Genomic DNA, 25137 nt, shown 5'->3' with positions numbered 1-25137 from the left:
CCGGAAGGAGGAGCGAGTGCCGGACTTCCTGGCGAGCTGGCCGTTCTGGCTGGTCTTCGTGTTCCTGTACCTCGGCGCCACGCTGCGCGGCCAGGGGACCTACTGGCTCGGGCGGGTGGTGACGGAGCAGGCGCTGCGGCGCACCCGCCCCACCGGCGGGTGGCGGCTGCGCGCGCACGCCTGGCTGCAGGGCGAGGGCACCGAGCGCGGCATCGCGGCCATCCGGCGCTGGGGGCTCGTCGTCGTCCCCTTCTCCTACCTCACCGTGGGCTTCCAGACGATGGTCAACGCCGGCGCGGGGGTGCTGCGCATCTCCTGGCCGCGCTACTCCCTCGTGCAGGTGCCCGGCGCGCTGGCCTGGGCCGCGATCTACTCCACGATCGGCTTCGCCGTGTGGGAGGCGGCCCTCGCCGCGGCGGCCGGCTCGCCGTGGGGCCTGGCGGGCATCGCGGCGCTGGCCGTGGTCGTCGTCGCGACCGTGCTGGTGCGGCGCCGCCACCGCGCCCCCGGCGCGGCCGATCCCGCACTCCCCCCTCGCGAGACGTCAAGTAGTGCGCGAGACGTCAGCTAGCGCGCGACCGGCTTGTCGACGGCGCCGCCGTAGCGCCGGTCGCGCCGGGCGTAGGTCTCCACCGCCCGCCACAGGGTGCGCCGGTCGACGTCGGGCCAGGCGTCGTCGATGAAGACCATCTCGGCGTAGGCGGACTGCCACAGCATGAAGTTGCTCGTGCGCTGCTCCCCGCCGGTGCGCAGGAACATGTCGACGTCGGGCAGCTCCGGCTCGTCGAGGTAGCGGGCGACGGTCTTCTCCGTCACCTTCGCCGGGTCCAGCCGGCCCGCGGCGACCTCCTGAGCGATGGCCTTGGCGGCGTCGGCGATCTCGGCCCGCCCGCCGTAGTTCACGCACATCGTCAGCGTGCAGACGCTGTTGTCCCGGGTCTGCTCCTCGGCCCGCTCGAGCTCGCTGATCACCGAGCGCCACAGCCGCGGACGCCGCCCGGCCCACCGCACCCGCACGCCCCAGGCGTCCATCTGGTCCCGGCGCCGGTGCAGCACGTCGCGGTTGAAGCCCATGAGGAAGCGGACCTCCTCGGGCGAGCGCTTCCAGTTCTCGGTGGAGAAGGCGTAGGCGGAGACGTGGGTGATGCCCAGCTCGATGGCACCGGCGACGACCTCGAGCAGCGCGGCCTCGCCGGCCTTGTGCCCCTCGGTGCGCGGCAGGCCGCGGGCGTTGGCCCACCGGCCGTTGCCGTCCATGACGACGGCGACGTGCCGGGGCACGAACCGCGGGTCCATGAGCGGGGCCCGCTCGCCCGACGGATGTGGGGGCGGGGGCACGGGGCGCCGGCGGGTGCCGTCCGGCGGGGCGCCGGGGCCCTCCGACGACGCCACGGCCGCCGGGAAGGTCCGCAGGGTGCTCTCGAACTCGTTCACGCGCGCTCCACCATCCGCAGGGAGCGCAGCTGGCGCTCGAGGTGCCACTGGAGATAGGCCGCCACCAGGCCGGAGGCCTCCTTGCGCTGGCGCGGGTCGGACAGGTCGGCGCGCGCCCAGTCCCCGGAGAGCAGTGCGCCGAGCAGCGCCACCGTCTCGCGGTCGGGGGCGGCCGAACCGGGCACGCGGCAGCTGTCGCACAGCGCCCCGCCCAGGGCGGGGTTGAACGCGCGGTGCGGGCCCTCCGCCCCGCACTGGGCGCAGTCGTAGCAGCTCGGGGCCCAGCCGGCGACGGCGAGCGCGCGCAGCAGGTAGGAGTCGAGCACCAGCGACGCGGCGTGCCGGCGGGTGGCCAGCGCGTGCAGCGCCCCGATCAGCAGGAGGTACTGCTGCGGGGCGGGCTCGCGCTCGATCTCGGTGAGCCGGCCCGCCGTCTCCACCATCGCCGTCGCCGTCGTGTACAGCGAGTAGTCCGCGCAGATCGCCCGCCCATACGGGGCGAGGGTGTCCACCTGGGTGATGGTGTCCAGGTTGCGGCCGAGGTGGAGCTGGACGTCGACGATGCCGAACGGCTCCAGGCGGGCGCCGAACTTGCTCGTCGTGCGCCTTACCCCCTTGGCCACCGCGCGCACCTGGCCGTGCTCCCGGGTGAGCAGGGTGATGATGCGGTCGGCCTCCCCGAGCTTGTGGGTGCGCAGCACCACGGCCTCGTCCCGGTAGAGCTTCACGCGTCCATCATCCCAGGTCCGCTTGCAGGCCGCCCGCAGCCCGCGCCGTCGTCACGGGCGGACGACGGCGCGGGCCGGGACGGCGCCGGAGTTGACGTCTCGTGCCCGACTTGACGTCTCGCGCCCAAGTTGACGTCTCGCGGCAGGAGGGGTCAGCGCTGGGCGCGGTTGACGGCGGAGACGATCGCCTTGAACGACGCGGTCATCGTCGAGGGGTCGATGCCCACACCCCACAGCACCTGGCCGTCCACCTCGCACTCGAGGTAGGCCGCGGCGGTGGCGTCCCCGCCCTCGGACAGGGCGTGCTCGGCGTAGTCGAGCACGTGCACGTCCACCCCGACCTCGGCCAGGGCGTTGACGAAGGCGTCGATGGGCCCGTTGCCGGTGGCGGCGACGACCTTCTCCTCCCCGCCGTCGACCAGCGTGACGGTGAGCACCGCGTCGGTGCCCTCGCCCGCCGTCGTCACCGTCGTGCCCTTGAGCGCGAAGCGGCCCCAGGGCGTCAGGCCCATGGCGGCGGTGTGCGGGAGGTACTCGTCGGCGAAGATCGACCACAGCTGCTCGGCGTCGATCTCCCCGCCGTAGGCGTCGGTGTGCTTCTGGACGATGCCGGACAGCTCGATCTGGAGGCGGCGCGGCAGGTCGAGGTGGCGGGTGGAGGACAGCAGGTAGGCGACCCCGCCCTTGCCGGACTGGGAGTTCACGCGCACGACGGCCTCGTAGCTGCGCCCGACGTCCTTGGGGTCGATCGGCAGGTAGGGCAGCTCCCAGACGACGGCGCTCTCGTCGCCGCCGGCGGCGGCCACCTTCTCCTCGCGCACCGTGAAGCCCTTCTTGATGGCGTCCTGGTGGGAGCCGGAGAAGGAGGTGTAGACGAGGTCGCCGCCGTAGGGGTGGCGGGGGTGGACGTCCATCTGGGTGCACTGCTCGACGGTGCGGCGCACGGCGTCGATGTCGGAGAAGTCGATCATCGGGTCGATGCCCTGGCTGAACAGGTTCAGGCCGAGGGTGACCAGGTCGACGTTGCCGGTGCGCTCGCCCTGCCCGAACAGGCAGCCCTCGACCCGGTCGGCGCCGGCGAGCAGGCCCAGCTCGGCGGCGGCGACGCCGGTGCCGCGGTCGTTGTGCGGGTGCAGGGACACCGCGACGGCGTCCCGGCGCGACAGGTGGCGGCACATCCACTCGATCTGGTCGGCGTAGACGTTGGGCGTGGCCCGCTCGACCGTGGCGGGCAGGTTGAGGATGAGCTCACGGTCGCCGTCGGGCTGCCAGGTGGCGATGACGGCCTCGGAGACCTCGAGGGCGTACTCGATCTCGGTGTCGACGAAGATCTCCGGCGAGTACTGGTAGCCGAAGACGGTCTCGTCGCTGAGGACCTTCTCGGCGTAGGCCAGGACCTCGCGGGTGCCCGCGACGGCCAGCTCCTTGGTGGCCTCGCGGTCGTTGCGGAAGACGATCTCGCGGAAGACCGGGGCGGTGGCGTTGTACAGGTGCACGGTGGCCCGCGGGAAGCCGACGAGCGAGTCGATGGTGCGGTGGATCAGCTCGGGGCGCGACTGGGTGAGCACCGAGACCGTGACGTCCTCGGGGACGGCGTCGTCCTCGACGAGCGAGCGCACGAAGTCGAAGTCCGTCTGCGAGGCGGCCGGGAAGCCGATCTCGATCTCCTTGTAGCCCATCCTCACGAGCAGGTCGAACATCGCGCGCTTGCGCTCGGGGTTCATCGGCTCGATGAGGGCCTGGTTGCCGTCGCGCAGGTCGGTGGACAGCCACCGAGGGGCGTGCGTGATGCGGCGGGCGGGCCACTGCCGGTCGGGCAGGCTGACCGGGTTGACCTCGTGGAAGGGGCGGTACTTCGTCACCGGCATGCCGGAGGGCTGCTGTGCGCGGATGGGGCCTTGCGTCTTCATCGTGATCGGTTCCTCGTCGTCTGTGCGGGTGGCCAGGCACAACAACCGCCGCGACGAGGAGCCGGCCTCAGGAGGCCTCGTCGCGGCACGGAAGGAGCAGCTGGTGCTGCTCGGGGCGAGCCCTGCGCACGTCTGCGAGGTTAGCGCGCGCGGCGGGTCGCGTCACGTTCCGGTCCGGCTCGTCTCAGCATCCGGGGACGACGGCGGTCGGCGCGGGCGGCCGCTCGGGTGCCTCCGCGGTCGGCGGGAGCGGCCGGCGGTGGTGGGGCCGGAGCGCCCCGGCCACCGGGCCCGGACACGCAACAGCGGTGGTCACGTCGCTCCCCCTGCGGGCGACGTGACCACCGCCGTCGGGGACTCCCCCAGGTCCGTCGCTCCCCCTGCGGGCGGCGGACCCCCGGGCCGGAGCCCGCGGTGTGTCACTGCCCTCATTGATACTCGGCCGACCCGCCCGTTGTCGCCCCTCGCGGATGGGGACAACTCCCCATCACCGCTCTGACCTGCGCAAACGCTCGCGGCGAGGTGCTTGGGCACGCGGTCGACGGTCGGGCACGGACGGGCCGGTCCGGCTCTGGCGGGGCCGCCGCAGCGAGCGGGGCGAGACCCGGGCGCGCCACCAGCGGCGTCGCCCGACGGCTCGGCCCAGGCCGGCGAGCGCCGCCGCGACGTCACGCCAGTAGCCCTCGACGGCCCCGTCGTCCGGCTCGCCCGCCGCGAAGGTACCCGCGTCGGCGCGTTCGGCCAGCTCCGCCGTCCCGGCGGCAAGCCCCGGCGGCACCGCGAGGGCGCCGGCGACCTCCCGGGCGGCCTCCAGCCGCGTGGCCCCGCGGCGCACGGGCACGCCGAGGTCTGCGGCGGCGTCGACGAGCTCGGCCCACCCGCCGGCCACGCGCTGGGAGGGGGTGCCGCTCGACCGGCGGCGGGCGCGCCGGCGCGCCTTGAGCGCCAGCACCAGCAGCAGCGGGGAGACGAGCACGAGGAGCCCGCCGACCACCCCGGCGGCGACGAGCAGCGCCTGCGGCCAGCCGGCGTCGTCCTCCGGCTCGTCATCGGTGTCGACCTCCCGCCGGTCCGACGGCGGGGCGTCCGGCGGCTCGGGCGCCGGCGGCGGGGGCTGGAGCACCTGCGGCTGCGGGCGGTTCTGCGGCGTCGGGGACTCCTGCTGCCAGATGCGGTCCTCGTCCGGGGTGGGGAAGAACGGCACCCAGCCGTGCCCCTCGAAGGGCACCTCCACCCAGGCGGTGACGTCGTCGCCGGTCAGCGCCACGCTCCCGGCCGCGTCGCCCGGCGCCTGGGCACCGGCCGGGTCGCCCGGCGCCTGGGCACCGGTCGCGCCGGCCGGCGCGGCGAAACCCATGACCACCCGGGACGGGATCCCGATGGCACGGAGCATCAGCGCCATGGCGGCGGCGTACTGCTCCTCGTCGCCGACCATCGCCTCGCCCCCGAGCAGCGCGTCGATCCGGGCCGCGCCGTGACCGGGCAGCGACGGCGTGTCGCCCTCGAGGCCGTGGGAGTAGTAGCCCTGCTGCAGGCCCGACTCGATCGCGCGGATCTGCGCGAGCGGGGTGCGGGCGTCGGCCACCATCCGGGCGGCGGCGGTGCCGGCCACCTCGGGGTAGCGCGCCGCGGGCAGCGGCACCACGGCGAGGGGCGCGCCCTCGAGCTCGGAGTCGGTCGGCTCCCGCACCGGCGCCGCGAGCAGCTCGTAGGTGTCCCCGGGGCGCAGGCCCACCGTCGTCAGCCCCGTGCCCGTGCCGCGGTTGACGTAGAACGACGCCCCGAGCCGGGGGGCGGCGAAGTCGACGTCGTAGGGTCGGCCGACCATGGGCACCCACACGCCGGCGTACTCCCCCACCGTCACGTGCAGCCGGTCGAGCCCGCCGGGCAGGTCCGGCTCGATGCGCTCCCCGACCCGCCGGAAGGTGCCGGAGGCGGCCTCGCCCGAGACGGCCCACGCGGTGCCGTCGTAGGCGTCGAGCACCGCCAGGCGCACCCGGGTGTCCGCGGGCAGCCCCGCGACGGTGAGCACCGCCTCGTCGCGGTGATCCTTGACGTAGCTGCGGAACCCGGCGAGCGGGCTGGGGTAGTCCCGCGGGTCCGGGGGCGGCTCGAGGACGTCGCGCAGCACCACCCGGGGGCCGGACGGCGGGGCCACCGCCGCCACGCCGCCGCCGGCCACCGCACCGACGAGCACCAGCACCGCCGCCGCGCGCAGCCGGCCGGCGTGCACCCGCCCGGCCCGCCACCGCGCCCACACCAGCCCGATCAGCGCCCCGCCCGTCCCCACGACCGCGGCGCCGGAGGCCTCGGCGGTGCCGAGCAGGATCGCGACGGGCAGCACGAGGCCGGGGGCGAGCACCGCCCAGGCCGGCCGGGCCGTGCGCAGCGCCACGGTGAGGGCGACGAGGGTGCCCGTGAAGGCCAGCAGGTACGGCGCGGTGAGCACGGCCCCGCCGGCGCCGAGCGGCGGCAGGACCGTGACGATCTCCTTCCAGGACGTCACCACGCCCCGCCCGACGGCGCCGACGGTGGCCAGGGTGGGGACGACGCCGCCCACCGCGGTGGTTGGCGCGGCCAGCGCGGAGCACAGCGTCAGGACGACGACGGCGGCGGCGAGCACCGTCGACGCGCCCCAGCGCAGCACCGCGCCGGCCACGGCGACGCCGGCGCCGAGCAGCGCCCCGCCGACTGTGGCCGCGACGAGGTGGCCGGTGCCGAAGGCCGGTCCGAGCGGGACGAGGGCGAGCAGAACCAGGAGCGGCAGCACGACCAGGTCGGCGCCGTGCCGGCGCAGCAGCCCGCCCACTGAGCCGGTGCTCATCGCGCGGCCGCCCGGAGCGCGCGGGGCAGGTCCTCGAGGGCGGCGACGGTGACCACCGTGACCGCCCCCACCCGGCGCACGTCGGCGCGCCCGGACTCCTCGGCGGTGCGGTGCGCCGCCGAGGAGTCCGGGGCCAGGGCGCCCTCGGCCTCCGGCCGCTCGGGCGCGTCGGTGAGAACCCGCACCGCGACCGCGCGCACGCCGACCGGCAGCACCGCGCCGGCGGCGCGCAGGTCGCGCACCGGCACGATCGAGCCGCACACCAGCACCACCAGCGAGGCGCGCTCGACCTGAGCCGCCGCGCGCGCCAGGGCCGCCACGCCGCCCGTCCCGGGCGCGGCCTGCAGCCGGGTGAGGGCGTCGAGCAGGGGCCGGGGCGCGGCGACCGGCAGCGCCCCGCCGCTGGTCAGGGCCGTGAGGTCGGCGTCCTCGGCGAACGCCTGCAGCGCGAGGGAGGCCGCGGCCGAGACCGCCACCTCCACCTCCTCGGCACCGGCGTAGTCGCGGGCGTCGCCGCTGAGCGCGAGGACGAGGTGCGTGCGGCGGCTCTCCTCGTACTGACGGACCATGAGGGTGCCGGTGCGCGCGGAGCTGCGCCAGTGCACGTGGCGGCGGTCGTCCCCGGGCAGGTACTCGCGCAGGGCGTGGAAGGACAGGTCGGAGGTGGTGACCTCGCGGGTGGGCCGGCCCTCGAGGTCGTGCAGCAGCCCGGCGGCGCGGGCGGCCAGGCGCACGGTGCGCGGGTGGACGTAGAGCTCGTGGACGTCGGTCCACGGCACGGCCCGGCGCAGGAGGCCGAACGGGTCGCCGCGCACCGAGCGGACGGGGCCGACGTCGATCACCGCCCGCCGGGCGGTGGGGATCGCGACGACCTCCTCGTGCTCGCCACCGGCCGGCAGGACCGGGAGGGCGAAGGCGGCCTCGGCGGCGCCGACGGGCAGCTCCAGCCGGGCCGGCAGCGCCGCCCGGGCGGCGGTGTTGCGCACGACGACGGCGCCCAGCGCCCGCTCCCCCACGACCACCCGGTGGGCCGAGAGGCGGAGGTCGACGGCGTAGGGCTGGCGGCCGACGGTGAACGTCAGCGCCGCGGCCAGGACGGCGAGCAGGGCCGCCCCGAGCGCCGCGAGCTCGAGCCAGCCCAGCACCCATCCGGCCGCCGTCGCGGCGACGCCGAGCGCGAGGACCGTCCAGCCCGCGGGCCGCAGGAGCCCGCTCACCGCTCGGCGGGCACCGGGACCGCGGCGAGCACCGCGTCGAGGGCCTCCGCGGCGGTGGCGCCGTCGAACTCCGCCTCGGGATCGAGCACGAGCCGGTGGGCGAGCACGGGGTGCGCCAGGTCCTTGACGTCGTCGGGCACGACGTAGCTGCGCCCGCGGGCGGCCGCCCACGTTTTCGCCGCGCGGACCAGGGCCAGGGCCCCGCGCACCGAGACCCCCAGCGCCACGCCGGGCGCGCGCCGGGTCTCCTCGGCCAGCGTCGCGACGTAGCCGAGCACGGCGGGCTCGACGTGCACCGTGCCGGCCAGGCGCACGAGCTCGGCGACGTCGTCGCCGGAGACCACCGGCTCGACGGCGGCGGCGCGGTCGCGCACGGCGGCGCCGGCGAGGATCTCGACGGCGGCGGCGTGGTCGGGGTAGCCGATCGAGGTCTTGACGAGGAACCGGTCGAGCTGGGCCTCCGGCAGGCGATAGGTGCCGGCCTGCTCGACGGGGTTCTGGGTGGCGAGGACGACGAACGGCTCGCCCACCGGGTGCGCCACGCCGTCGACCGTCACCCGGCCCTCCTCCATGACCTCCAGCAGCGCCGCCTGCGTCTTGGGCGAGGCGCGGTTGATCTCGTCGGCGAGGACGACGCCGGCGAAGACCGGCCCGCGGTGGAACGCGAAGGTCTGGGTGCGCGGGTCGAAGATCGACACCCCGGTGACGTCCGAGGGCAGCAGGTCGGGGGTGAACTGGATGCGGCTGGTGCTCGTGCGCAGGCTCTGCCCCAGCGCCCGGGCCAGCTGGGTCTTGCCGGTGCCGGGGTAGTCCTCGAGGAGCACGTGGCCGCCGGCGAGCAGCGCGGTGACCACGAGCCGGACGACGTCGTCCTTGCCGAGGACCGCGCGGCCCACGTTGTCCACGATGCGCGCGAACGACTCCCGGAACCAGGCGGCCTGGGCCGGGGTCATGACCGCTGCGGCGGTGGTCGTGGTCATCGGGTCCTTCCTGCAGGGGTGGGGCGCGACCGGAGTGCCATGCCGGCCGGGCGAGGACGCCATGGTGGCTGTGACGTTACGTCACCGGCCCGCCCCACCAGCTGAGGCTGGCGGACTCGTGCACGCCCGGACCGGTCAGGTCCACGCGCACCGTCTCGTTGGGGTAGCCGCGGTAGTGGTCGGACCGGAGGATGCCGTGGCCCTGGAGGCGGCCCGTGACGGTCGCGACCGGGCGGAGGCCCTCGCGGGAGGCGTAGAAGGTGGCGGTGTACTCCCCCGGCGGCAGGTCCCAGTACTCCACGTCCAGGTAGGCGCAGGAGGGGTGCCCGCAGCCCGGCTGCCCGCTGGCCGGGCGGGTGCGGCTCACCGCGACCCGCGGGTCCCCGGCGCGCGCCTCCGCGGCGGCGGTGGCCCGGGCGCCGTCCTCGCGCGACACCCGCACCTCGGCGCGCACGCTCGCCGCCGGCGGGGCCGGCACGGCCCGCTCCCCGGTGGCCCCGACCGGCTCCCACGGTCCCCAGCCGCCGTCGGCGGCGCGCACGCGCAGCTCGGTGGCGGTGAGCCGGCGCCCGTTCGGGTCGGGCGCGGCCCACCGGACGGTGACGCCGCCGGGGGTGCCGGCCGCCGTCAGCGTCGGGTCGGCGAGCGGGCCGAAGGGCACGGCCGGGTTGGACGGCGCCGACTCGTCCCCGGGGAAGAGGTTCACCGCCCGCACCCGGAAGGTGTAGCTCGCGCCGTCGACCAGGCCGCGGACCGTGCGGTCCGGGGCCAGCGGCTGCCACAGGCTCAGGGTGCCGCCGGAGACCCTGACCTGGTAGCCGAGGAGCGGCTCGCCGTGGTCCTCGGCGTCGGGGAAGCTGAGCCGGACCTCGCCGTCCTTGCCCGTGGGCGTCGCGGTCACCGTTCCGGGGGCGCCGGGGCGCAGGACCGTGCGCACCTTCTGGGACGGCTGCGACGCCGGGCCCCAGCCGGCCTTGTTCCGGGCGGCGACGGTCATCGTGTAGTGGGCCCCGGGCGGGGCGTCGGCGGTGAGGCGCGTCGTCGTGCCGGGCACGGTGAGCTCGCGGAACGGCGCGCCGTCGCGGTAGATGGTGGCCCGGTACTCCGAGACCGGGGCGCCGTTGGCCTCCGGCGCCCGCCAGCTGCCCTGGACCTGCGCGGCCTCGGGGTTGTCGACCCGGTCGAGGCGGGGCGGCTGGGGGGCGCCCGGCACGCCGGCCGGCACCGCGCCGGCCGACCAGGCGGACCACTCGGAGGGATCGGGGGCGGCGTTGTGGGCGCGCAGCCGCACCCGGTACTCCTGGCCGTTGGTCAGGCCGGTCCAGGTGTGGCTGGTGCCGCTGACGCGCACCTGGCCCGAGCCCACCGCCGGGGAGATCTGGAGGTCGTAGGCCTGCACCGGCGAGCCGGTGCTGGCCGGGGGCCGCCAGGTCACCCGCAGCTCGCCGTCGCCGAAGGCGACCGAGGGCGGCGCGGGCCGCTCGGGCCGCACGTCGGGGCGGGCGGGCGCGGACGGCGCCGAGGGGGCGGAGTCGCCCGCCGCGTTGGTCGCGGTGACCGTGAAGGTGTACGCGGCGCCGTTGGTGAGCCCGGTGACGGTGCAGGTGGTCGAGGCGCACCGGGTGGCCGTGCCGCCGGCACGGACGGTGTAGCCGGTGATCGCGGCGCCGTTGTCGTTCGGGGCGCTCCACGAGAGGACCACCGCGCCGTCGCGCAGCTCCTCCACCCTGGGCGGGGCGGGCCGCTCCGGGACGCCCACGACCTGCATCGTCACCCGGCCCTCGGCCTGCCGCTGCGGGTCACCGGTGGCGTCCTGGAGGGTGTAGCGCACCACCGCGCGGCCGACGAAGCCGGCGCCGGGGGTCACGAGTACCTCTCCGGCGGCCGTGCTCACCTGCGCGTCGCCGGACTCGACGCGGGCGCCGACGACGCGCAGCGGGGTGTCCGGGAAGGGGTTGAACGCCCCGGCGAGGACGTCGGCGGTGACGGTCTCGCCCTGGTCCACGGTGCCGAGGTCCACGTCGGGGGCGACGGGCAGGTCCCGGGTGGAGGCGACCACCTCGGCGCTCACGCGCCCGAGCACGGGCGGGTTGACCGGGTCGGCGACGGCGACGACGACGTCGCCGGTGGTGCCGACCGGGACGCCGGCGGGGGCGGAGACGCTGAGGAACGGGCCGTCCAGGTCTGCGTCGAAGCCCTCGGGCACCGACTCCAGCCGGTACTCCAGCCGCCGGAAGTCCCCGGCGTCGGGGTCCTCGACGAGCTCGGCGAGGTTGAGCGACGTCGGCTCCTCCGCCGCGGCGACCTGCACGGCGGTGCCACGCACGGCCGGCGGGGTGTTGCCGCCGTCGGGCAGCACGGTGATGGGCAGGGTGAGCACCGAGGTCAGGCCCTCCCCGCCGACGGGGGCGTCGGTGGCCTCGAAGGTCAGCGAGGCGGGTCCGGCGAACCCCGGCGCGGAGGTGAACTCCAGCGTGGTGTCGTCCACCCGCGCCTCCTCGCCGTCGGAGCCGGTGGCGGTGACGGTGCCGGTCTCGGTGAGCCGCACTGGCCGCCCGCTGGGCGAGACGACGTGGTCGGCCAGCGACAGGGTGACCGTCTGCCCGGTGCGCACCTCGACCGGGTCGGCGTCGGTGCGCAGGATCGGGCCGGTGTCGGCGACGCCGGGGACGTCGACGAAGGCGTAGGCGCTGTTCCCGTCGATGTCGGTGACCTGGTAGGTGAGCACCTGGCGGGTCGGCAGGACCGGGGCGCGGACCCGGTCGCCGGCCACCCGCACGCCCTCCGGGGCGTCGGGCAGGGTCACGCGCAGGGCCGCGGCGGTGCCGTCGGGGTCGTCGTCGTTGTCGAGGACCGGGACGGTGACGGCGTCGTGGTCGATGATGTCGGCGGGCTCGACGAGGTCGTCGCGCGCCAGCGGCGGGCGCAGCGGGGCGTCGGGGGCGACGTGGACGGTGAGCACGCCCGAGTCCCGGCCGCCGCGCCCGTCGGTGACGTGGTAGGCGACGGCGAAGGTGCCCGGCTGGTCCGGCGCGGTGACCTGCACCTGCCCGTCCCGGGCGGTGACGTCCAGGCCGTCGACGGGGTCGACCGGGGCGTCCTCGGCGAGGGTGAGCGCGTCGCCGTCGGGATCGGTGTCGTTGGCGAGGACGTCGACCTCGACCGTCCGGCCGGGGCGGACCTGGACCCGGTCGTTCCCCGCCTGGGGTGCGTTGTTGGTGTCCGGGGCCGGCACCACGCCGACCCGCACCTCGGCGGTGGCGACCAGGCCGAGGCGGTCGCGCACGGTGTAGCTGAACGTGTCGTTGCCCGCGCCGGTGTCGGCCCCCGCGGCGGGGCCGTAGGCCTCGTAGTCGAGGTAGCTCGGTCCGACCTCGACGATGCGTCCCAGCCGCGGGGGCTGGTTGGTGCCGAGGAGCTGGACGGAGTCGCCGTCGGGGTCGATGCCGAACAGGGGCACCTGGATGCGGACGCGCTCGCCGGCGAAGGCGCGGGTCTCCACCGGCACGGGCAACGGCGCGGAGTTCGTCGCGGCGTCGGCCTGGACGTGGACCGTGATGCGGGCGGAGTCGGACACGCCCGTGGTGTCGGTGACCGTGTAGACGGCGCTGAGGGTTCCCGGCTCCTCGGGGGCCCGGACGCGCACCGTGTCGCCGGCGACGAAGAACAGCCCCTGCTCGGGCGTCTCGGTGAGCCCGGTGATGGTGAGGTCGAGGCCGGCCGGGTGGGTGTCGTTCTGCAGCACCGGGATCGTGACGACGTCGCCGGCGCGCACGTTCGCCACGTCGGGCTGGGCGTCCGGCGGCGCGGCGGCCTCCGGCGCGACCGGCAGGACGACGACCTCGCCCTGCGCCTGCCCCGTCTCCCCGGTGACCGTGTAGCGCACGGAGGTGGCGGCGGTGAGGGCCTGCCGGGCGGTGATCTTGAGGAGGCGGTGCTCGAGGACGGCGACGACGAGGCCGGAGTCCTCGGGGACCTCGACCTGCTGGACGGCGAGGAGGCCGCCGGCGGGGTCCTCGTCGTTGGCGAGGACGTCGACCAGCGCGGTGCCACCGGCGGGGAGCAGGGCGCTGTCGCGCACGGCGACCGGGGCGCCCGGGGCGGACTCGGTGACCTCGACGCGCACCAGCCCGGTCGCGCTCGCCCCGCCGTCGTCGACGACGACGTAGGTGAGGTAGTGCGCGCCCGGGGTGTCGCTGGTGAACCGGAAGGTGCCGGCGTCGTAGTCCGGGACCACCCGCGCGTCGTCGTCGCCGGTGACGTTCGCCAGCCGGAGGGTCTCCCCGTCGGGGTCGGTGTCGTTGGCCACCGGCGCGACGACGACGGGCCGCCCGACGGTCGCCGTGACGTAGTCGAAGACCGGCACCGGCGGCAGCCCGGCCTCGGCGCGCACGTCGACGCCGACGACGACGTCGGTGCTCGCCCGCCCGTCGGAGACGGTGACGACGACCTCCTTGCGGCCCGGCGCGGTGCCGGTGTCCTCGAAGGTGAGCACGCCGTCGGGGCTGTGCCGCACGACGTCGTCGGAGGTCCAGGCGGCGCCGGTGACGACGAGCGGGTCGCCGTCGGGGTCGCGCATGTCGGCGAGGACGTTGAGGCTGCCGGTGGCCCCGGAGGTCAGGGTCAGCGTGGTGGGCCGGACCTGCTCGGGGGCGGTGTTGGCGCCCGGCGGGACGACCGTGACGGTGGCGACCGCCTCGGCCTGACCGCCGCGGCCGTCGTCGACGGTGTAGCCGAAGGAGCCGCTGCCGGTGGCGCCCGCCGGCGCCTCGATCTGCAGGGCACGGCCGCCGAGCACGGGGCGCACCGTGCCGAGGGCTGCCGGGGCGTCCTCGAACGCGGTGATGGTGAGCAGGTCGCCGTCGGGGTCGGTGTCGTTGGCCAGCAGCTCCAGGACGGTGGTGGAGCCGGGGCGCACGCCGAGGCGGTCGTCCTGGGCGACGGGCGGTTGGTTCTCCGCCTCCCGGTCCAGCGGGACCTCGTCGGTGAGGTTCTGCTGGGACTCCTCCTCCTCGGCGTCGTCGGCCTCGGGCGGGGTGACGTCGTCCCAGTTGTCGACGATGGTCATCGCGTCGTCGACGAGGTAGACGGACCCGCTGAGCGTGTCGTTGAGGACGACGAGGTCGCGGTTGGTGCGGAAGCTCAGCTCGGCCGCGCTCGCCGTGGCGGGGATCTCCGCCTGGGTGGGTGCGGCGCCGTCGCACTGGCGCAGGTAGAGCGGGCGTCCGCCGGCCCAGGCGGCGTGGGCGCAGCCGCCGACGACGACCGGCGCGGCGGGCGGGCCGAGGACCCCGGCGGGGACGACCTCGGGCTCGCCGCGGCCGAGCGGCACGCGCACCAGGGCGTCGGCGGTGGCGAGCACGACGTCGTCGCCGCGACCGCTCGGCTGCTGGAGGGCGACGGCGGTGGTGTCGAGGCCGAGGCCGGTCAGGTCGACCGGCTCGTGGCCGGGACGCAGGACGAGGAGCGCGTCGTCCGTGTGCGCGAGGACGACGGGCTCGTCGCCGACGGCGGTGACCTGGGTGTCGGCGCCGTCGAGGGTGGCGGGGTCGACACCGAGGCCTGCGGCCTCGGGCGGGGGCGGTTCCTCACCCGACGGCGGCGGCGCGGGACGCTCGGTGCCCTCGGGGACGGCGACGAGGGTGGCCTCGGCGGTGGAGACGCCGTAGGCCGTGCCGTCCTTGCCGACGGTCATGACGGCGTCGGGGCCGAGGGACGCCTGGGCGGGGGCGTCCGGCTCGCCGAGGGTGGCGACGGCGGTGGCCGGCGCGGTGCGCAGGGCGCCCGTGCCGACGTCGAGGACGCCGACGACGCCGCCGCCGAGCGCGACCTCGCGGCGGGCGGGCAGGGTGATCGCGCCGGTGGTGGACACCGTGGTGGGGTCGAGCTGCTCGAGGACGCCGGCGCCGTGGTCGACGACGAAGACGTCCTGGCCCTCCTGCAGGACGTCGAGGTCCGCGCTCGTGGCCGTCACCGCGCCGTCGAGCTGCTGGACCGGGTAGTTGACGCGGCCCACCCGCAGCTCGCTGGAGCTGGTCACCCACACGCCGCCGTCGTTGAGGTCGACGTCGGCGGTGGCGACGCCGTCGTAGAGGGTGCTGGCCACGACGACGCCGGAGACCACCAGCGACAGGGTGGCGATGCTCGCCGTGCGCCGGCGGGCGGCGCGGCGGCGGGCCGCGCGACGGGAGCCGACGGGCGCGGGGTGTCGCAGGCGCGCCCACAGTCCCACGTCGTGCTCCCCCCGGCGTCGGCCGCCTCCGCCGGCGGCTTGGTTGCTGGCCCTCTGGTGCTGCTCGTGCCGTACCGGTCTCGTGGCGGCTGGGCGCGGGCGGAGGACGTCCAGCAGGGAGACGACGGCGGGAGCTGCGGCCGCTGTGATGGTAGCGCACGGTTGTCGTCCGGATTGGGGGCTCGCCGGAGGCCGTGGCCCGTTCCCGGAGCTGTCCGCCGGCCCGGCGCGGAGGTCGGTGCACCGGTACCGCCCCGGCTGACGGCACCGCCCTGTCGACGGCTCCGCGGCACCGGCACCGTCTCACGATCCGGACGAATATCGGGCCTAAAGTAACAACGGCATAACGAAAATGTTGTCAAATCGGAAGGTAAAGAGTTCGTTCGGAGTGGCTCGCAGCCCACGAGTGATCCGCACCATTCCGCGGGTTGCGTCGGGTCTCGTCCCGGTCCGTGGTCATCGCTCGGCGTGCTCTCGCACCTGGTTGAGGCACGGAGGAGGCCTCCCTAGCGTGGCCGGGCGCCATCACCACTCGGGGTGACCCGTCCGGTGCCGCACGCCAGGACGGCGGCGGACCCGGGAGGCTCTGCCTCGTCCGACCGAAGGGACCATGATGACCACCACGACGCGCCGCAGGGCCGCGGCCGCCGTCACTGCCGGAGCGCTCGCCGTCGGGCTCGCCGCCTGCGGGAGCAGCGGCGGGGCCGCTGACGGCGGCACCGCCGCCGGCGCCGCCCTCACGCTCGACCAGCTCCGGGACAAGGGCACCGTGACCGTCGGCTTCGCCGGGGAGGCGCCGTACAGCTTCGAGGACGGCGGTGAGCTCACCGGGGCCACCGTGGCCCTGCACGAGAAGATCTGGAGCGAGCTCGGCGTGGAGAACGTCAAGGGCGTCCAGGCGGAGTTCGGCCAGCTCATCCAGGGACTGAACGCCGGCCGGTTCGACGTCATCGCCGCCGGGATGTCGATCCTTCCCGAACGCTGCGAGCAGGCCTCGTTCTCCGACCCGGAGTTCATGTACACCACTGCGCTGATGGTCCCCGAGGGCAACCCGCTGGGCCTGAGCGACATGCAGTCGATCGTCGACGCCGAGGCGCAGATGGCCGCCATGAGCGGGGCGATCGAGGCCACCTACGCCACGGACCTGGGAATCTCGCCGATGGAGGTCGGCGGCCCCCAGGACGGCATGGACGCCGTGGTCAACGGACGCGCCGACGTCTTCGCGCTCACCGGCATCTCGCTGAACTGGATGAAGGAGAACAACGTCGCCGCCCCCGTCGAGGTCACCGAGTCCTTCGTGGCCGAGATCGACGGCGAGGAGCAGGTCGGCGCCGGCGGGACCGTGTTCCGGGACGCCGACACGGAGCTGCGCGACGCGTACAACGAGGAGCTGGCGAAGATCGTCGGTGACGAGCAGTCCTACCTCGACGTCGTCGGCGACTTCGGCTTCACGGCGGCCGAGCGCCCCACCGGCGACCTGACCACCGAGCAGCTCTGCTCCGGGCAGCTGGGCTGACGTTGGACAACCTCGACGCACTGGTCGCGGCGCTGCCGAGCCTTGCTGACGGGGTGGTCATCACCCTGCAGCTGACGCTCGGCGGCGGCGCGCTGGCGTTCGTCATCGCGGTGACGCTGGGCCTGACGGCCCGCAGCGAGGTCCGGCTCGTGCGGGGCACGGCACGCGTGCTCATCGAGTTCTTCCGTGGCACGTCCCTGCTCGTCCAGCTGTTCTGGCTCTTCTACGTCCTGCCGCGCCTCGGCGTCACCCTCGACTCGCTGGTCACCGGGGTGCTCGCCCTCGGGCTCAACTACGGCGCCTACGGGGCCGAGGTGGTGCGCGGGGCGATCAACTCCGTGCCCCGCGGCCAGTGGGAGGCGGCGACCGCACTGAGCATGCGGCCCGGCCGGAAGCTCCGGAAGATCATCTGGCCCCAGGCGTGGGCGATCATGATCCCCTCGCTGAGCAACCTGTTGGTGATGCTCCTGAAGGGCACGGCGGTCGCCTACATCATCCTCATGCACGACATCACCTACGTGACCGAGCAGCTCCGCAAGACGACGCATGACACCTTCTTCTCCTACGGCGTGGGCATGGTGCTCTACTTCCTCATCGCCGGCGCGATCGTCCTCGCGGCCAACGCGATCGAGCGGCGCGCGAAGCGCCGGCTCGGCCAGGGGCCCGTCGACGTGCCGGCGCCCGTGCCGACGGCGGCCGCGCCGGCGGGGGTGATGACCCGATGAGAGACATCTGGAGCTGGGACCGTGCGGCCGATGTCCTGCCGCAGCTGTTGGAGGCGTTCGTCCAGGTCACGCTCGTCGCGACCGTGCTGGGCTCCCTCATCGCGGCCGTGCTCGGGCTGGTGGTCGCCCTCGTCCGCCGCCTGGCGCCGGCGTGGATCGCCAGGCCCGTTCACTGGGTCATGGAGTTCGTCCGGATGACGCCGATCGTCATCCAGCTGCTCTTCGTCTACTACACGTTCAACGACCTGGACGCCCTGACCATCGGCATCGCCGTCCTGGGGATCCACTACGCCACCTACATGGCCGAGGTCTACCGCTCGGGCATCGACGCCGTGCCGCGCGGGCAGTGGGAGGCGGCCACCGCGCTCAGCATGTCGCCCGCGCGCACCTGGGGAAAGGTCATCATCCCGCAGGCCCTGCGCACCACGGTCCCGGCGCTCGGCACGTGGGTGATCTCGATGTTCAAGGACACGCCGTTCCTCACGGTCATCTTCGTGGTCGAGATGGTGAGCCGGGCGGAGGTGTACGGGTCTCGCACGTTCGTCTACGTCGAGGCCTTCACCCTGGCCGGCCTGATCTTCCTCGCGGCCAGCTACCCCACGTCGGTCCTCCTCAGGAGATTGGAAGCACGCCTTGCCCGCTACTGATACCACCAGGGGGCCCGCCGGCACGGCCGTCCTCCCCGCCCTGCGGTTCGAGAACGTCGTCAAGCGGTTCGGCGACCACACGGTGCTGGACGGCCTGAACTTCGAGGTGGCGAAGGGGGAACGCGTCACCCTCATCGGCCCCTCGGGCTCCGGGAAGACGACGATCCTGCGCCTCGTGATGACCCTCGAGCATCTCACCGACGGCTTCATCTACGTCGACGGCGATCCGCTGACCCACGAGCTGCGGGGCGGTCGCCGGGTCGAGCGCCGACCGAAGGACGTCGCCCGGCTGACGACCAAGATCGGCATGGTCTTCCAGCAGTTCAACCTCTTCCCCAACATGACGGTGCTGGAGAACATCACCGAGGCGCCCGTCCACGTGCTCGGACGGTCCAAGGGCGAGGCGGAGCGGCGGGCGCGCGAGCTGCTCGACCAGGTGGGGCTGGCGGACAAGGCCCACGCGCACCCCACGCGCCTCTCGGGCGGGCAGCAGCAGCGCGTCGCCATCGCACGCGCCCTCGCGATGGACCCGGAGATCCTGCTGCTCGACGAGGTCACCTCCGCCCTCGACCCGGAGCTGGTCGGTGAGGTGCTTGGCGTGCTGCGGGACGTCGCGCGCAGCACCGACATCACGATGCTCATCGTCACCCACGAGATGCAGTTCGCCGCCGAGGTCTCCGACCGCGTGCTGATGTTCGACCAGGGACGGATCGTGGAGGACGCGCCGCCCGGAGTGATGTTCAGCGACCCTGGCGAGGAACGGACACAGGCCTTCCTGCAGGCGGTGCTGTAGGCGCCGGAGCGGGCCCCGCGCCGCCCGTCAGCGTCCGCGACTGCCGCGATGCGCCGCCTTCGCCTGGCCGCCTGTGCCGAGCGCGCGAGTCAGACGTCCCGCGCGGTCAGTCGTCGGCGACGTCGCGGGCGGCGTCCAGCAGGGGCAGCTGCTCGGGCACGACGAGCCGGGAGGCGACGGCGTGCTCGACGAGGCGGGCGCGCCGGTTGACCGCCAGCTTGCTCGGACCGCCGCGCAGGCCCCGCACGCCGTAGCGGTGCAGCTTGTCGCAGACGTTGTCGAGCTTGCGGTTGAAGCGCGTGAGGGCCCAGCCCAGCCGCTGCGCGGCCTCGGCGGAGGTGGGGATCGTCGCCGTCGAGCCGCGCCCGCTGAGCACCGGCTCGGCCAGCGCCAGGATGAGCAGGCGCTGGCTCTCCGTCAGCGTGACCGGGCCGATGGTGGTCTCCCCCACCTCGACCTCCTCGGCCGGCTGGGTGGGCAGATAGGCGGGCTCGTCGTTGACGAGGGTGAGCTCGTAGGTCGTCGGGCCCGCGGTGAACAGCACGGTGGTCCGGGCGTAGACGAGCGGGAGACGCGCGCCGGGGGCGAGCCAGGCCTGGGTGTTGCCCTCCAGGTCCGCCACCGTCGCCGACAGCCGCGAGCCGTGGTTCTCCAGCCACCACAGGTCGTCGTGGCGGGTCACCGTGAGGAAGCGCCGGTGCAGGTAGGGGTTGTCGTCGATCTCGAGGACGCCTTCGCGCCCGATGAGGAACGGCTCGTCCTCGGCGACCCGGAACCACTCACCGCAGAACTCCAGCTGCATGCCCATGCGTCCCTCCTTCCCTCTTCACACCAGGACCTACCAGCCCACCTGCCGTCGCGGCCGTCATCGAAGCGGCGTGTCCGCCAGGGGTGACCGACGGCACACGGGCTGCGCTCACGGCACGCACGCGACGGCAGGCTCGGTCGAGGTCGTGCCGTTGGGCAGGCGCACCTTGACGGCGAGGCACACCTGGCCGGCGGCGTCGTCGAGGATGACGCCGGGCTCTCTCGCCACGTGCACCTGCTGCTCGGCACCCGGTTCGGCGCGCTGCCAGGTGTAGCTCAGCCCGGTGGCGCCGGCGTGCTCGGCGGGCGCCTGCCAGGTGAAGGCGACCGTGTCGCCGTCGCGGGCGCCGCTCAGTCCCACCGGGGCGGCCACCCGCTCGGGGATGGGGATCGCGGTGCCGGCCGGGGTCGTTGGCTCCGACCCGGGGTCCCCGCGCAGCGCCCCGGCGCCGACGACGCCGCCGAGCAGGACCGCGGCCACGACCCCGGCCGCCACCAGCACCCGTCCCCGCCGCCGGGGCGGTGAGGCCGTGTGCCTGCCGGCGGTCGTCTCCGGCCCGGTGGTCGGACGTCGCACGGTGGGGCCCTCGTCGGCGGGCCGGACCGTTCCTGCCGCACCGGCGGGGACCGTGGCGTCCGGGCGGCGGTCGAGGTCGCCGTCGGCGGTGCGCACCGCACGGGTCCGCGTGGAGTCTGCGCCCGCGGGGTCCACCGTGACGACGCCGTGCACCACCGTGCGCGCGGCGGCCTCGGCGGGCGGAGCCGCGGCCATCCAGGAGGTGTCCGGCACCTCGACGTCCGTCATGGCCAGGCGCAGCTCCTGCTCCACGGCCTGAAGGGCCCGGGCCAGGTCGAGGGCCGAGGCGTAACGGCGGGCCGGCTGCTTCGCCATGGCGCGGGCGAGCACCGCCTCGAGCGAGCGGGGGACGTCGGCCCGGTCCAGGGGCGGGACCGGGTCCCGGCGGATCCGGGTCATGTGGTCGAGGCGGGTGTTCGGCCCCGCGGGGCGGTGGAAGGGGGCGCGGCCGGCGAGCAGGGTGTAGATCGTGGCCCCGAGGGAGTAGACGTCCCCGGCGACCCCGCCGGTCCCCTCGCCGTCGAGCGCCTCCGGCGGCGCCCACGGCACGGAGACGCCCGCGCCGTCGGAGGCGGCCTCCCCCGCCGCTCCCGCGATGCCGAAGTCGGTCAGGGCCGGCCGTCCGTACTCGGTGGTGAGGACGTTCGCGGGCTTGATGTCCCGGTGGACGATGCCCGCGCGGTGCGCGGTCTCGACGGCGCCCGCCAGGCGCACCCCGATGCTGAGTGCCTCGGGCACTCCGAGAGGGCGGGCCTTGACGCGCTCTGCGAGGCTGGGCAGCGGGCAGTACTGCATGACGAGGTAGGGCCGCCCGTCCCGGGCCCGACCGGCGTCGTGGACGCCCACGATCGAGGGGTGGGAGGACAGCCGGGCCATGAGGTCGGCCTCGGCGAGGAGCTGCTCGGGCGTCTGTTCGCGCAGCGCCTCGGCGGTGAGCACCTTGACCGCGACCGGACGGCGCGGCATGAGCTGGGTGTAGAGGTAGACGTCGGCGAAGCCGCCGGAGCCGAGCAGCCGCTCGTAGGAGTAGCCCGGGAGCTCCGGCGGCCGGCCGGGGGCGCGCTTCGGGCTCATCGCACCTCCGCGCGCTCGACGACGACGCGCACCTCCGCACCGAGCTCGACCACCCCGCCCGGTGGGACGGGGACGCCCGTGCCGGGCCGCAGCCGCTGCGGCGGCCGGCCGGGCAGGTGCAGGACGGTGCCGTTGGTCGAGCCGAGGTCGGTGACGACGACGTAGTCGCCGGCCGGGCGGACCTCCGCGTGCGTGGTGGAGACGCCGCGCTCGGGGTTGGGCACCGCGACCAGCCGGGGGACCTCGTCGCCCGGGACGCGGCCGGCTTCCGGCGCCCGGCCGAGGACGACCGGGCCGGTGACCGGCACGCGCGGACCCGTGGGGAGGACGAGCTCGAGGAGGGGCTCCGCGGCGAGTGCCGCGGACGGCGGGCGCGGTCCGGGCACCTGCGCGACGGCGGGAGGAAGGGGCGGTTCCGGGGCGTCGGCGGTCCGCGCCGCAGGCCCGATCGGTCCGGGCAGGCGGTCCTCCTCCGGGATGTCGATCGTGTAGGTCGCGCCAGGGAGACCGCTGGCGCGGGTCGGGACCGCGAGACCGCCGGCGAGCGGCGCCCCCGGCTCGCTCGCCCAGGTGAGGTCGGCGTCGTCCTCCGCCGGCTCGATCGCGGTGTCCTCCAGAGCGTCGCCCCCACCAGCTCCGACGAGCGCCGCCAGCGCCGGCGAGCTCGGAAGACCCGGCTCTGCATCGGCGCCTCGGAGCGCGTGCGCCCCCACCTGCCGGTGCTCGCGGGTGTCGAAGGTGCGCACCTGCGTGGCGTGCACGATCCCGCCGGCGAGCGGCAACCAGGTGGCCGCGGGGTTGGCGTCCGGCGGCGCCCCGGCGGCTGTCATCGCGAAGCCGGCCTCCCCTGGCAGCACCACGTCGTGAACAGGGGCGTGCCCCTCGCCGGTCAGGCGCGCGGAGCCGACCGTGACGACGACGTCGCCGCGGACGAGCACGCGCAGGCCCTCCGGGTGCGCCTCGACCACGGCGAAGGCCGGCAGCTCCGCCGCGTCCCGCGCGGCGAGCCGGCCCAGCCGGTCGCCGAGGCGCGCGCCCGCCCGGGCCGCCTCCCAGAGCTCGCGCGCCGCCCGGTCCCCGAGGTCGGGGTGAACGAGCGCGACGCCGCCCTCCGCGACCAGGGCGATCCAGGTCCCCGGCCGGTACTCGTGCCCGATCACGCCGCGGCTCCACCGCCCGGCGCGTCGTCGGCCACGGCGTCGACCACCACGACGGTGACGTTGTCGTTGGCTCCCCCGGTCACGGCGCGGCGCAGCAGCTCCTCGGCGGCCCGGGACGGGTCCGGCTCGTTCGCGAGCACCTCGGCGATCTCGGTGTCCTCGAGCTCGCCGATCAGCCCGTCGGTGCACAGCAGCAGCCGCTCGCCCGGCTCGATGGGCAGCAGCCAGAAGTCGACCTCGACCTCGTCGCTGGTGCCCACGGCGCGCGTGATGACGTTGCGCCGCGGGTGGGTGCGCGCCGCCGCCGGGGAGAGCGTGCCGGCGTCGACCATCTCCTGCACGAGGGAGTGGTCGACGCTGACCTGGCGCAGCTCGCCCTCGGCGAAGCGGTACACCCGGGAGTCGCCGACGTTGAGGACGAGCCAGTGCGCGACGCCGTCGCGCTCGGTGCGCACGGCACCGGCGACCGTGGTGCCGGCGACGGACTCGGGGCCGGCGAACGGGGTGGCGGTGTCGGCGGCCATCGTGGCGCGGATCTCCTGCGCGGCCCGGTCGAGGGCGTCCTCGACGTCGGACCTGCCGATCGGCTCGGCCCGCTCGGCGAGCTCGCGCAGGGCCGCGACGACCGTCCGGGACGCCATGTCCCCGCGGGCGTGCCCGCCCATGCCGTCGGCGACGACGAAGACCGGCGGCTGGGCCAGCACCGCATCCTCGTTGACGCTGCGGCGGCCGCCGGTGTCGGTGGCCACGCCCCACTGGGTCAGCATCCGTTCCCTCTCGATCGGTTGGGTCACAGCGTGCCACGCCTTCCGGTTCCGTTCCCCGGCCGTCCGTCCGTGGCGCGGCCCGGATCCCGGGCGTCACGCACCGGGGCGGCCGGGCGGCGGGCCGGCGGGCCGGCGACGTCAGGGCACCGCCGGGTACACGCCCCAGTAGGCGGCGGAGAGCAGGAGCACCACGCAGCCGAGCACGGTGCAGGCGACGGCGAGCCAGCCGACGCGGCCCATCACCACGCTGCCGCGCCGGGCCCGGGCCTGCCGCCACGCGGCGGTCACGGTGAGCACGAGCATCGTCGCGGCGAGGATGCCCACGGCCTGCACGGCGATCCATCCGCCCTGGACGAACAGGGCGTTGGTGCGGTAGTTCAGCGCGAGGTCGGCCACGCCGGCGAGGTAGGCCACGAAGATCACCCAGGTGGCCACCGTGGCGAGGGCCAGGGCGAGGGTGTAGCGACCCACGGGGGGCGCCGTCGTCGAGGCCGGCCGGCCCCACAGGCGCGGGAGCTGGCCGCCCGCCCAGGCGAGCAGCCCGAGGACGAGCAGGCCGAAGCCGGCGACGAGGGTCAGCACGATCATGTCGCCGCTGGCGTACCAGCGCGGGTTGGCGACGGGGCCGGCGCGGAACTGCTGGACCGGCTCCGCCCCGGCGACGCGGGGCTCGGCGGACGCCGTGTCCGGCAGCCCCTGCACCCACCGGGCGAGGTCCTCGGTGAAGTGCGGGGCGAGCTGGCCGTCGACCCGGATGCCGTGGTTGGCCCCGTGGTAGTACCGGATCGTGTACTGGTCGTTGTGGGCGGCCGCGAGGTCGGCGAGGAGCCGCTCCGCCCCCTGGACGATCGGCATCGAGGCGTCCGCGGTGCCGTAGACCAGGAGGACCGGCTGCCGCATGCGCTGCTGGTAGGGCGAGACGTCGAAGTCGAAGTACTCGAAGCCGCCGCCGGGGAACTGCCCGCCGACGAGCCGCGGGATGGCCCGCAGGAGCCGGTCGGGGACGCCGACCTCGCGCAGGTAGGTGTCGGCGGCGAAGGCGCCCTGCTCGCGGATGGGCAGCACCGGCGCGGAGACGAGGACGACGAAGGCGACGTCGGGGTTGTGGGCGGCGGCGATCGGGGCCGACATGGCGCCCTCGCTCTCGCCGTAGACGCCGACCCGGCCGGGGTCGACGCCGGGCCACCGGCGCAGCACCTCGAGCGAGTCGAGGTAGTCGGCCGCCATGGCGACATAGTTGCGGTCGCGGGTGGTGTAGGTGTCGGTGCGCTTGTCCGGGACCAGCGTGACGATGCCGGCGCTGGCCAGGTCGGTGGTGATGTCGGCGAAGTTCTCGTGGGTCGCGGTGCCCGCGCCGTGCATGAAGACCACGCCGGGGCGCAGGCCGCGCGCACCGACCGGCGAGGCGATCGTGGCCTTGACGCTCACCCCGTCCTCCACCCGGACGTCCACGACCTGCCGGTGGACCTCGAAGGTGCCCACCGGCGGGGTCAGCGCGTCCGAGCCGATGGCGGTGTCGGCGGTCTCCGGGACGATGGTGTGGCCCAGCGGACGCGGGTTCCACCCGGGGCCGGCCACGGTGCCGACCAGCCCGAGAAGCAGGACGACGACGATGGTCGCCGCCAGCCGCCGGTATCTCACCTGGGCAAGGGTAGTTGGTCGCGCCACACCGCCCGGGAGCGGGGTCGGTGGCGCCGCCCACACGGCGCTCGCCCGCTACGCGGGGCCGCAGGACGTCGACGCGCG

The 25137-nt window shown here is 75.4% G+C and carries 17 protein-coding genes; 5 read left to right on the top strand and 12 right to left on the bottom strand.

Annotation, left to right across the window (positions count from 1 at the left end; genetic code table 11):
* Positions 1-16 precede the first annotated feature (16 nt).
* A complete protein-coding gene (locus GD970_RS01510; RefSeq protein WP_152199933.1) occupies positions 17-571 on the top strand; it encodes a DedA family protein in 555 nt (184 codons plus the stop codon).
* On the opposite strand, the gene GD970_RS01505 is transcribed toward GD970_RS01510, so the two are convergent.
* The 7 genes from GD970_RS01505 to GD970_RS01475 form a co-directional block, all read right to left on the bottom strand.
* Positions 568-1296 (bottom strand): isoprenyl transferase, encoded by a 729-nt coding sequence (locus GD970_RS01505; RefSeq protein WP_152200091.1) that lies wholly within the window; start codon positions 1294-1296, stop codon positions 568-570. The two genes, GD970_RS01510 and GD970_RS01505, sit on opposite strands and share 4 nt — an antisense overlap.
* A 134-nt stretch (positions 1297-1430) precedes the next feature.
* Positions 1431-2162: a DNA repair protein RecO gene (gene recO / locus GD970_RS01500; RefSeq protein ID WP_152199931.1), complete on the bottom strand. Its 732-nt coding sequence runs from the start codon at positions 2160-2162 to the stop codon at positions 1431-1433.
* 152 nt (positions 2163-2314) lie between these two features.
* On the bottom strand, positions 2315-4072 hold the full coding sequence (gene leuA / locus GD970_RS01495; protein ID WP_152199928.1) for a 2-isopropylmalate synthase: 1758 nt from the start codon (positions 4070-4072) through the stop codon (positions 2315-2317).
* Between the two features lie 487 nt (positions 4073-4559).
* Complete coding sequence (locus tag GD970_RS01490; protein WP_152199926.1) at positions 4560-6896, bottom strand: transglutaminaseTgpA domain-containing protein; 2337 nt, start codon at positions 6894-6896, stop codon at positions 4560-4562.
* A complete protein-coding gene (locus tag GD970_RS01485; protein ID WP_152199923.1) occupies positions 6893-8113 on the bottom strand; it encodes a DUF58 domain-containing protein in 1221 nt (406 codons plus the stop codon). Before GD970_RS01485 ends, GD970_RS01490 begins: the two co-directional genes overlap by 4 nt.
* Positions 8110-9093 (bottom strand): AAA family ATPase, encoded by a 984-nt coding sequence (locus GD970_RS01480; protein WP_152199921.1) that lies wholly within the window; start codon positions 9091-9093, stop codon positions 8110-8112. The genes GD970_RS01485 and GD970_RS01480 overlap by 4 nt, the downstream gene beginning before the upstream one ends.
* Before the next feature lie 76 nt (positions 9094-9169).
* Positions 9170-15325 carry an Ig-like domain-containing protein gene (locus GD970_RS01475; RefSeq protein ID WP_152199919.1) on the bottom strand — a complete coding sequence of 2052 codons (6156 nt, stop codon included), beginning with the start codon at positions 15323-15325 and terminating at the stop codon, positions 9170-9172.
* A 610-nt stretch (positions 15326-15935) separates the two neighbouring features.
* On the opposite strand from GD970_RS01475, the gene GD970_RS01470 reads away from it, so the two are divergent.
* The 4 genes from GD970_RS01470 to ehuA are packed head-to-tail and all read left to right on the top strand — an operon-like array spanning position 15936 to position 19006.
* The gene (locus GD970_RS01470) at positions 15936-16841 is read left to right on the top strand and encodes a transporter substrate-binding domain-containing protein (RefSeq protein WP_211489780.1); all 906 of its coding nucleotides are present in this window, start codon (positions 15936-15938) and stop codon (positions 16839-16841) included.
* Positions 16842-16843: 2 nt separating this feature from the next.
* Positions 16844-17566, top strand: a complete 723-nt coding sequence (ehuC, locus tag GD970_RS01465) for an ectoine/hydroxyectoine ABC transporter permease subunit EhuC (protein ID WP_226925059.1) — start codon at positions 16844-16846, stop codon at positions 17564-17566.
* Entirely contained in the window at positions 17563-18213 is a 651-nt protein-coding gene (ehuD, locus tag GD970_RS01460; RefSeq protein ID WP_152199912.1) for an ectoine/hydroxyectoine ABC transporter permease subunit EhuD, read from the top strand. Before ehuC ends, ehuD begins: the two co-directional genes overlap by 4 nt.
* Positions 18200-19006 carry an ectoine/hydroxyectoine ABC transporter ATP-binding protein EhuA gene (gene ehuA, locus GD970_RS01455; protein ID WP_152199910.1) on the top strand — a complete coding sequence of 269 codons (807 nt, stop codon included), beginning with the start codon at positions 18200-18202 and terminating at the stop codon, positions 19004-19006. Before ehuD ends, ehuA begins: the two co-directional genes overlap by 14 nt.
* Before the next feature lie 106 nt (positions 19007-19112).
* Here ehuA and GD970_RS01450 read toward each other — a convergent pair whose 3' ends face one another.
* The 5 genes from GD970_RS01450 to GD970_RS01430 form a co-directional block, all read right to left on the bottom strand.
* Positions 19113-19814 (bottom strand): FHA domain-containing protein, encoded by a 702-nt coding sequence (locus GD970_RS01450; protein WP_152199907.1) that lies wholly within the window; start codon positions 19812-19814, stop codon positions 19113-19115.
* 108 nt (positions 19815-19922) lie between these two features.
* Positions 19923-21464, bottom strand: coding sequence for a serine/threonine-protein kinase (locus GD970_RS01445; protein ID WP_152199905.1), 1542 nt, complete (start codon positions 21462-21464; stop codon positions 19923-19925).
* Entirely contained in the window at positions 21461-22624 is a 1164-nt protein-coding gene (locus GD970_RS22440) for an FHA domain-containing protein (RefSeq protein ID WP_152199902.1), read from the bottom strand. The genes GD970_RS01445 and GD970_RS22440 overlap by 4 nt, the downstream gene beginning before the upstream one ends.
* Positions 22621-23418 (bottom strand): PP2C family protein-serine/threonine phosphatase, encoded by a 798-nt coding sequence (locus GD970_RS01435; protein ID WP_152199900.1) that lies wholly within the window; start codon positions 23416-23418, stop codon positions 22621-22623. Before GD970_RS01435 ends, GD970_RS22440 begins: the two co-directional genes overlap by 4 nt.
* A gap of 111 nt (positions 23419-23529) precedes the next feature.
* The gene (locus tag GD970_RS01430; protein ID WP_152199898.1) at positions 23530-25032 is read right to left on the bottom strand and encodes an alpha/beta hydrolase family protein; all 1503 of its coding nucleotides are present in this window, start codon (positions 25030-25032) and stop codon (positions 23530-23532) included.
* Positions 25033-25137: the final 105 nt, after the last annotated feature.

Source organism: Georgenia thermotolerans (genome assembly GCF_009193185.1).
GTDB classification, from domain to species: Bacteria; Actinomycetota; Actinomycetes; order Actinomycetales; family Actinomycetaceae; genus Georgenia; species Georgenia thermotolerans.
The sequence above is the reverse complement of the archived record's forward strand: the minus strand, read 5'-3'. Positions and strand labels throughout refer to the sequence as shown.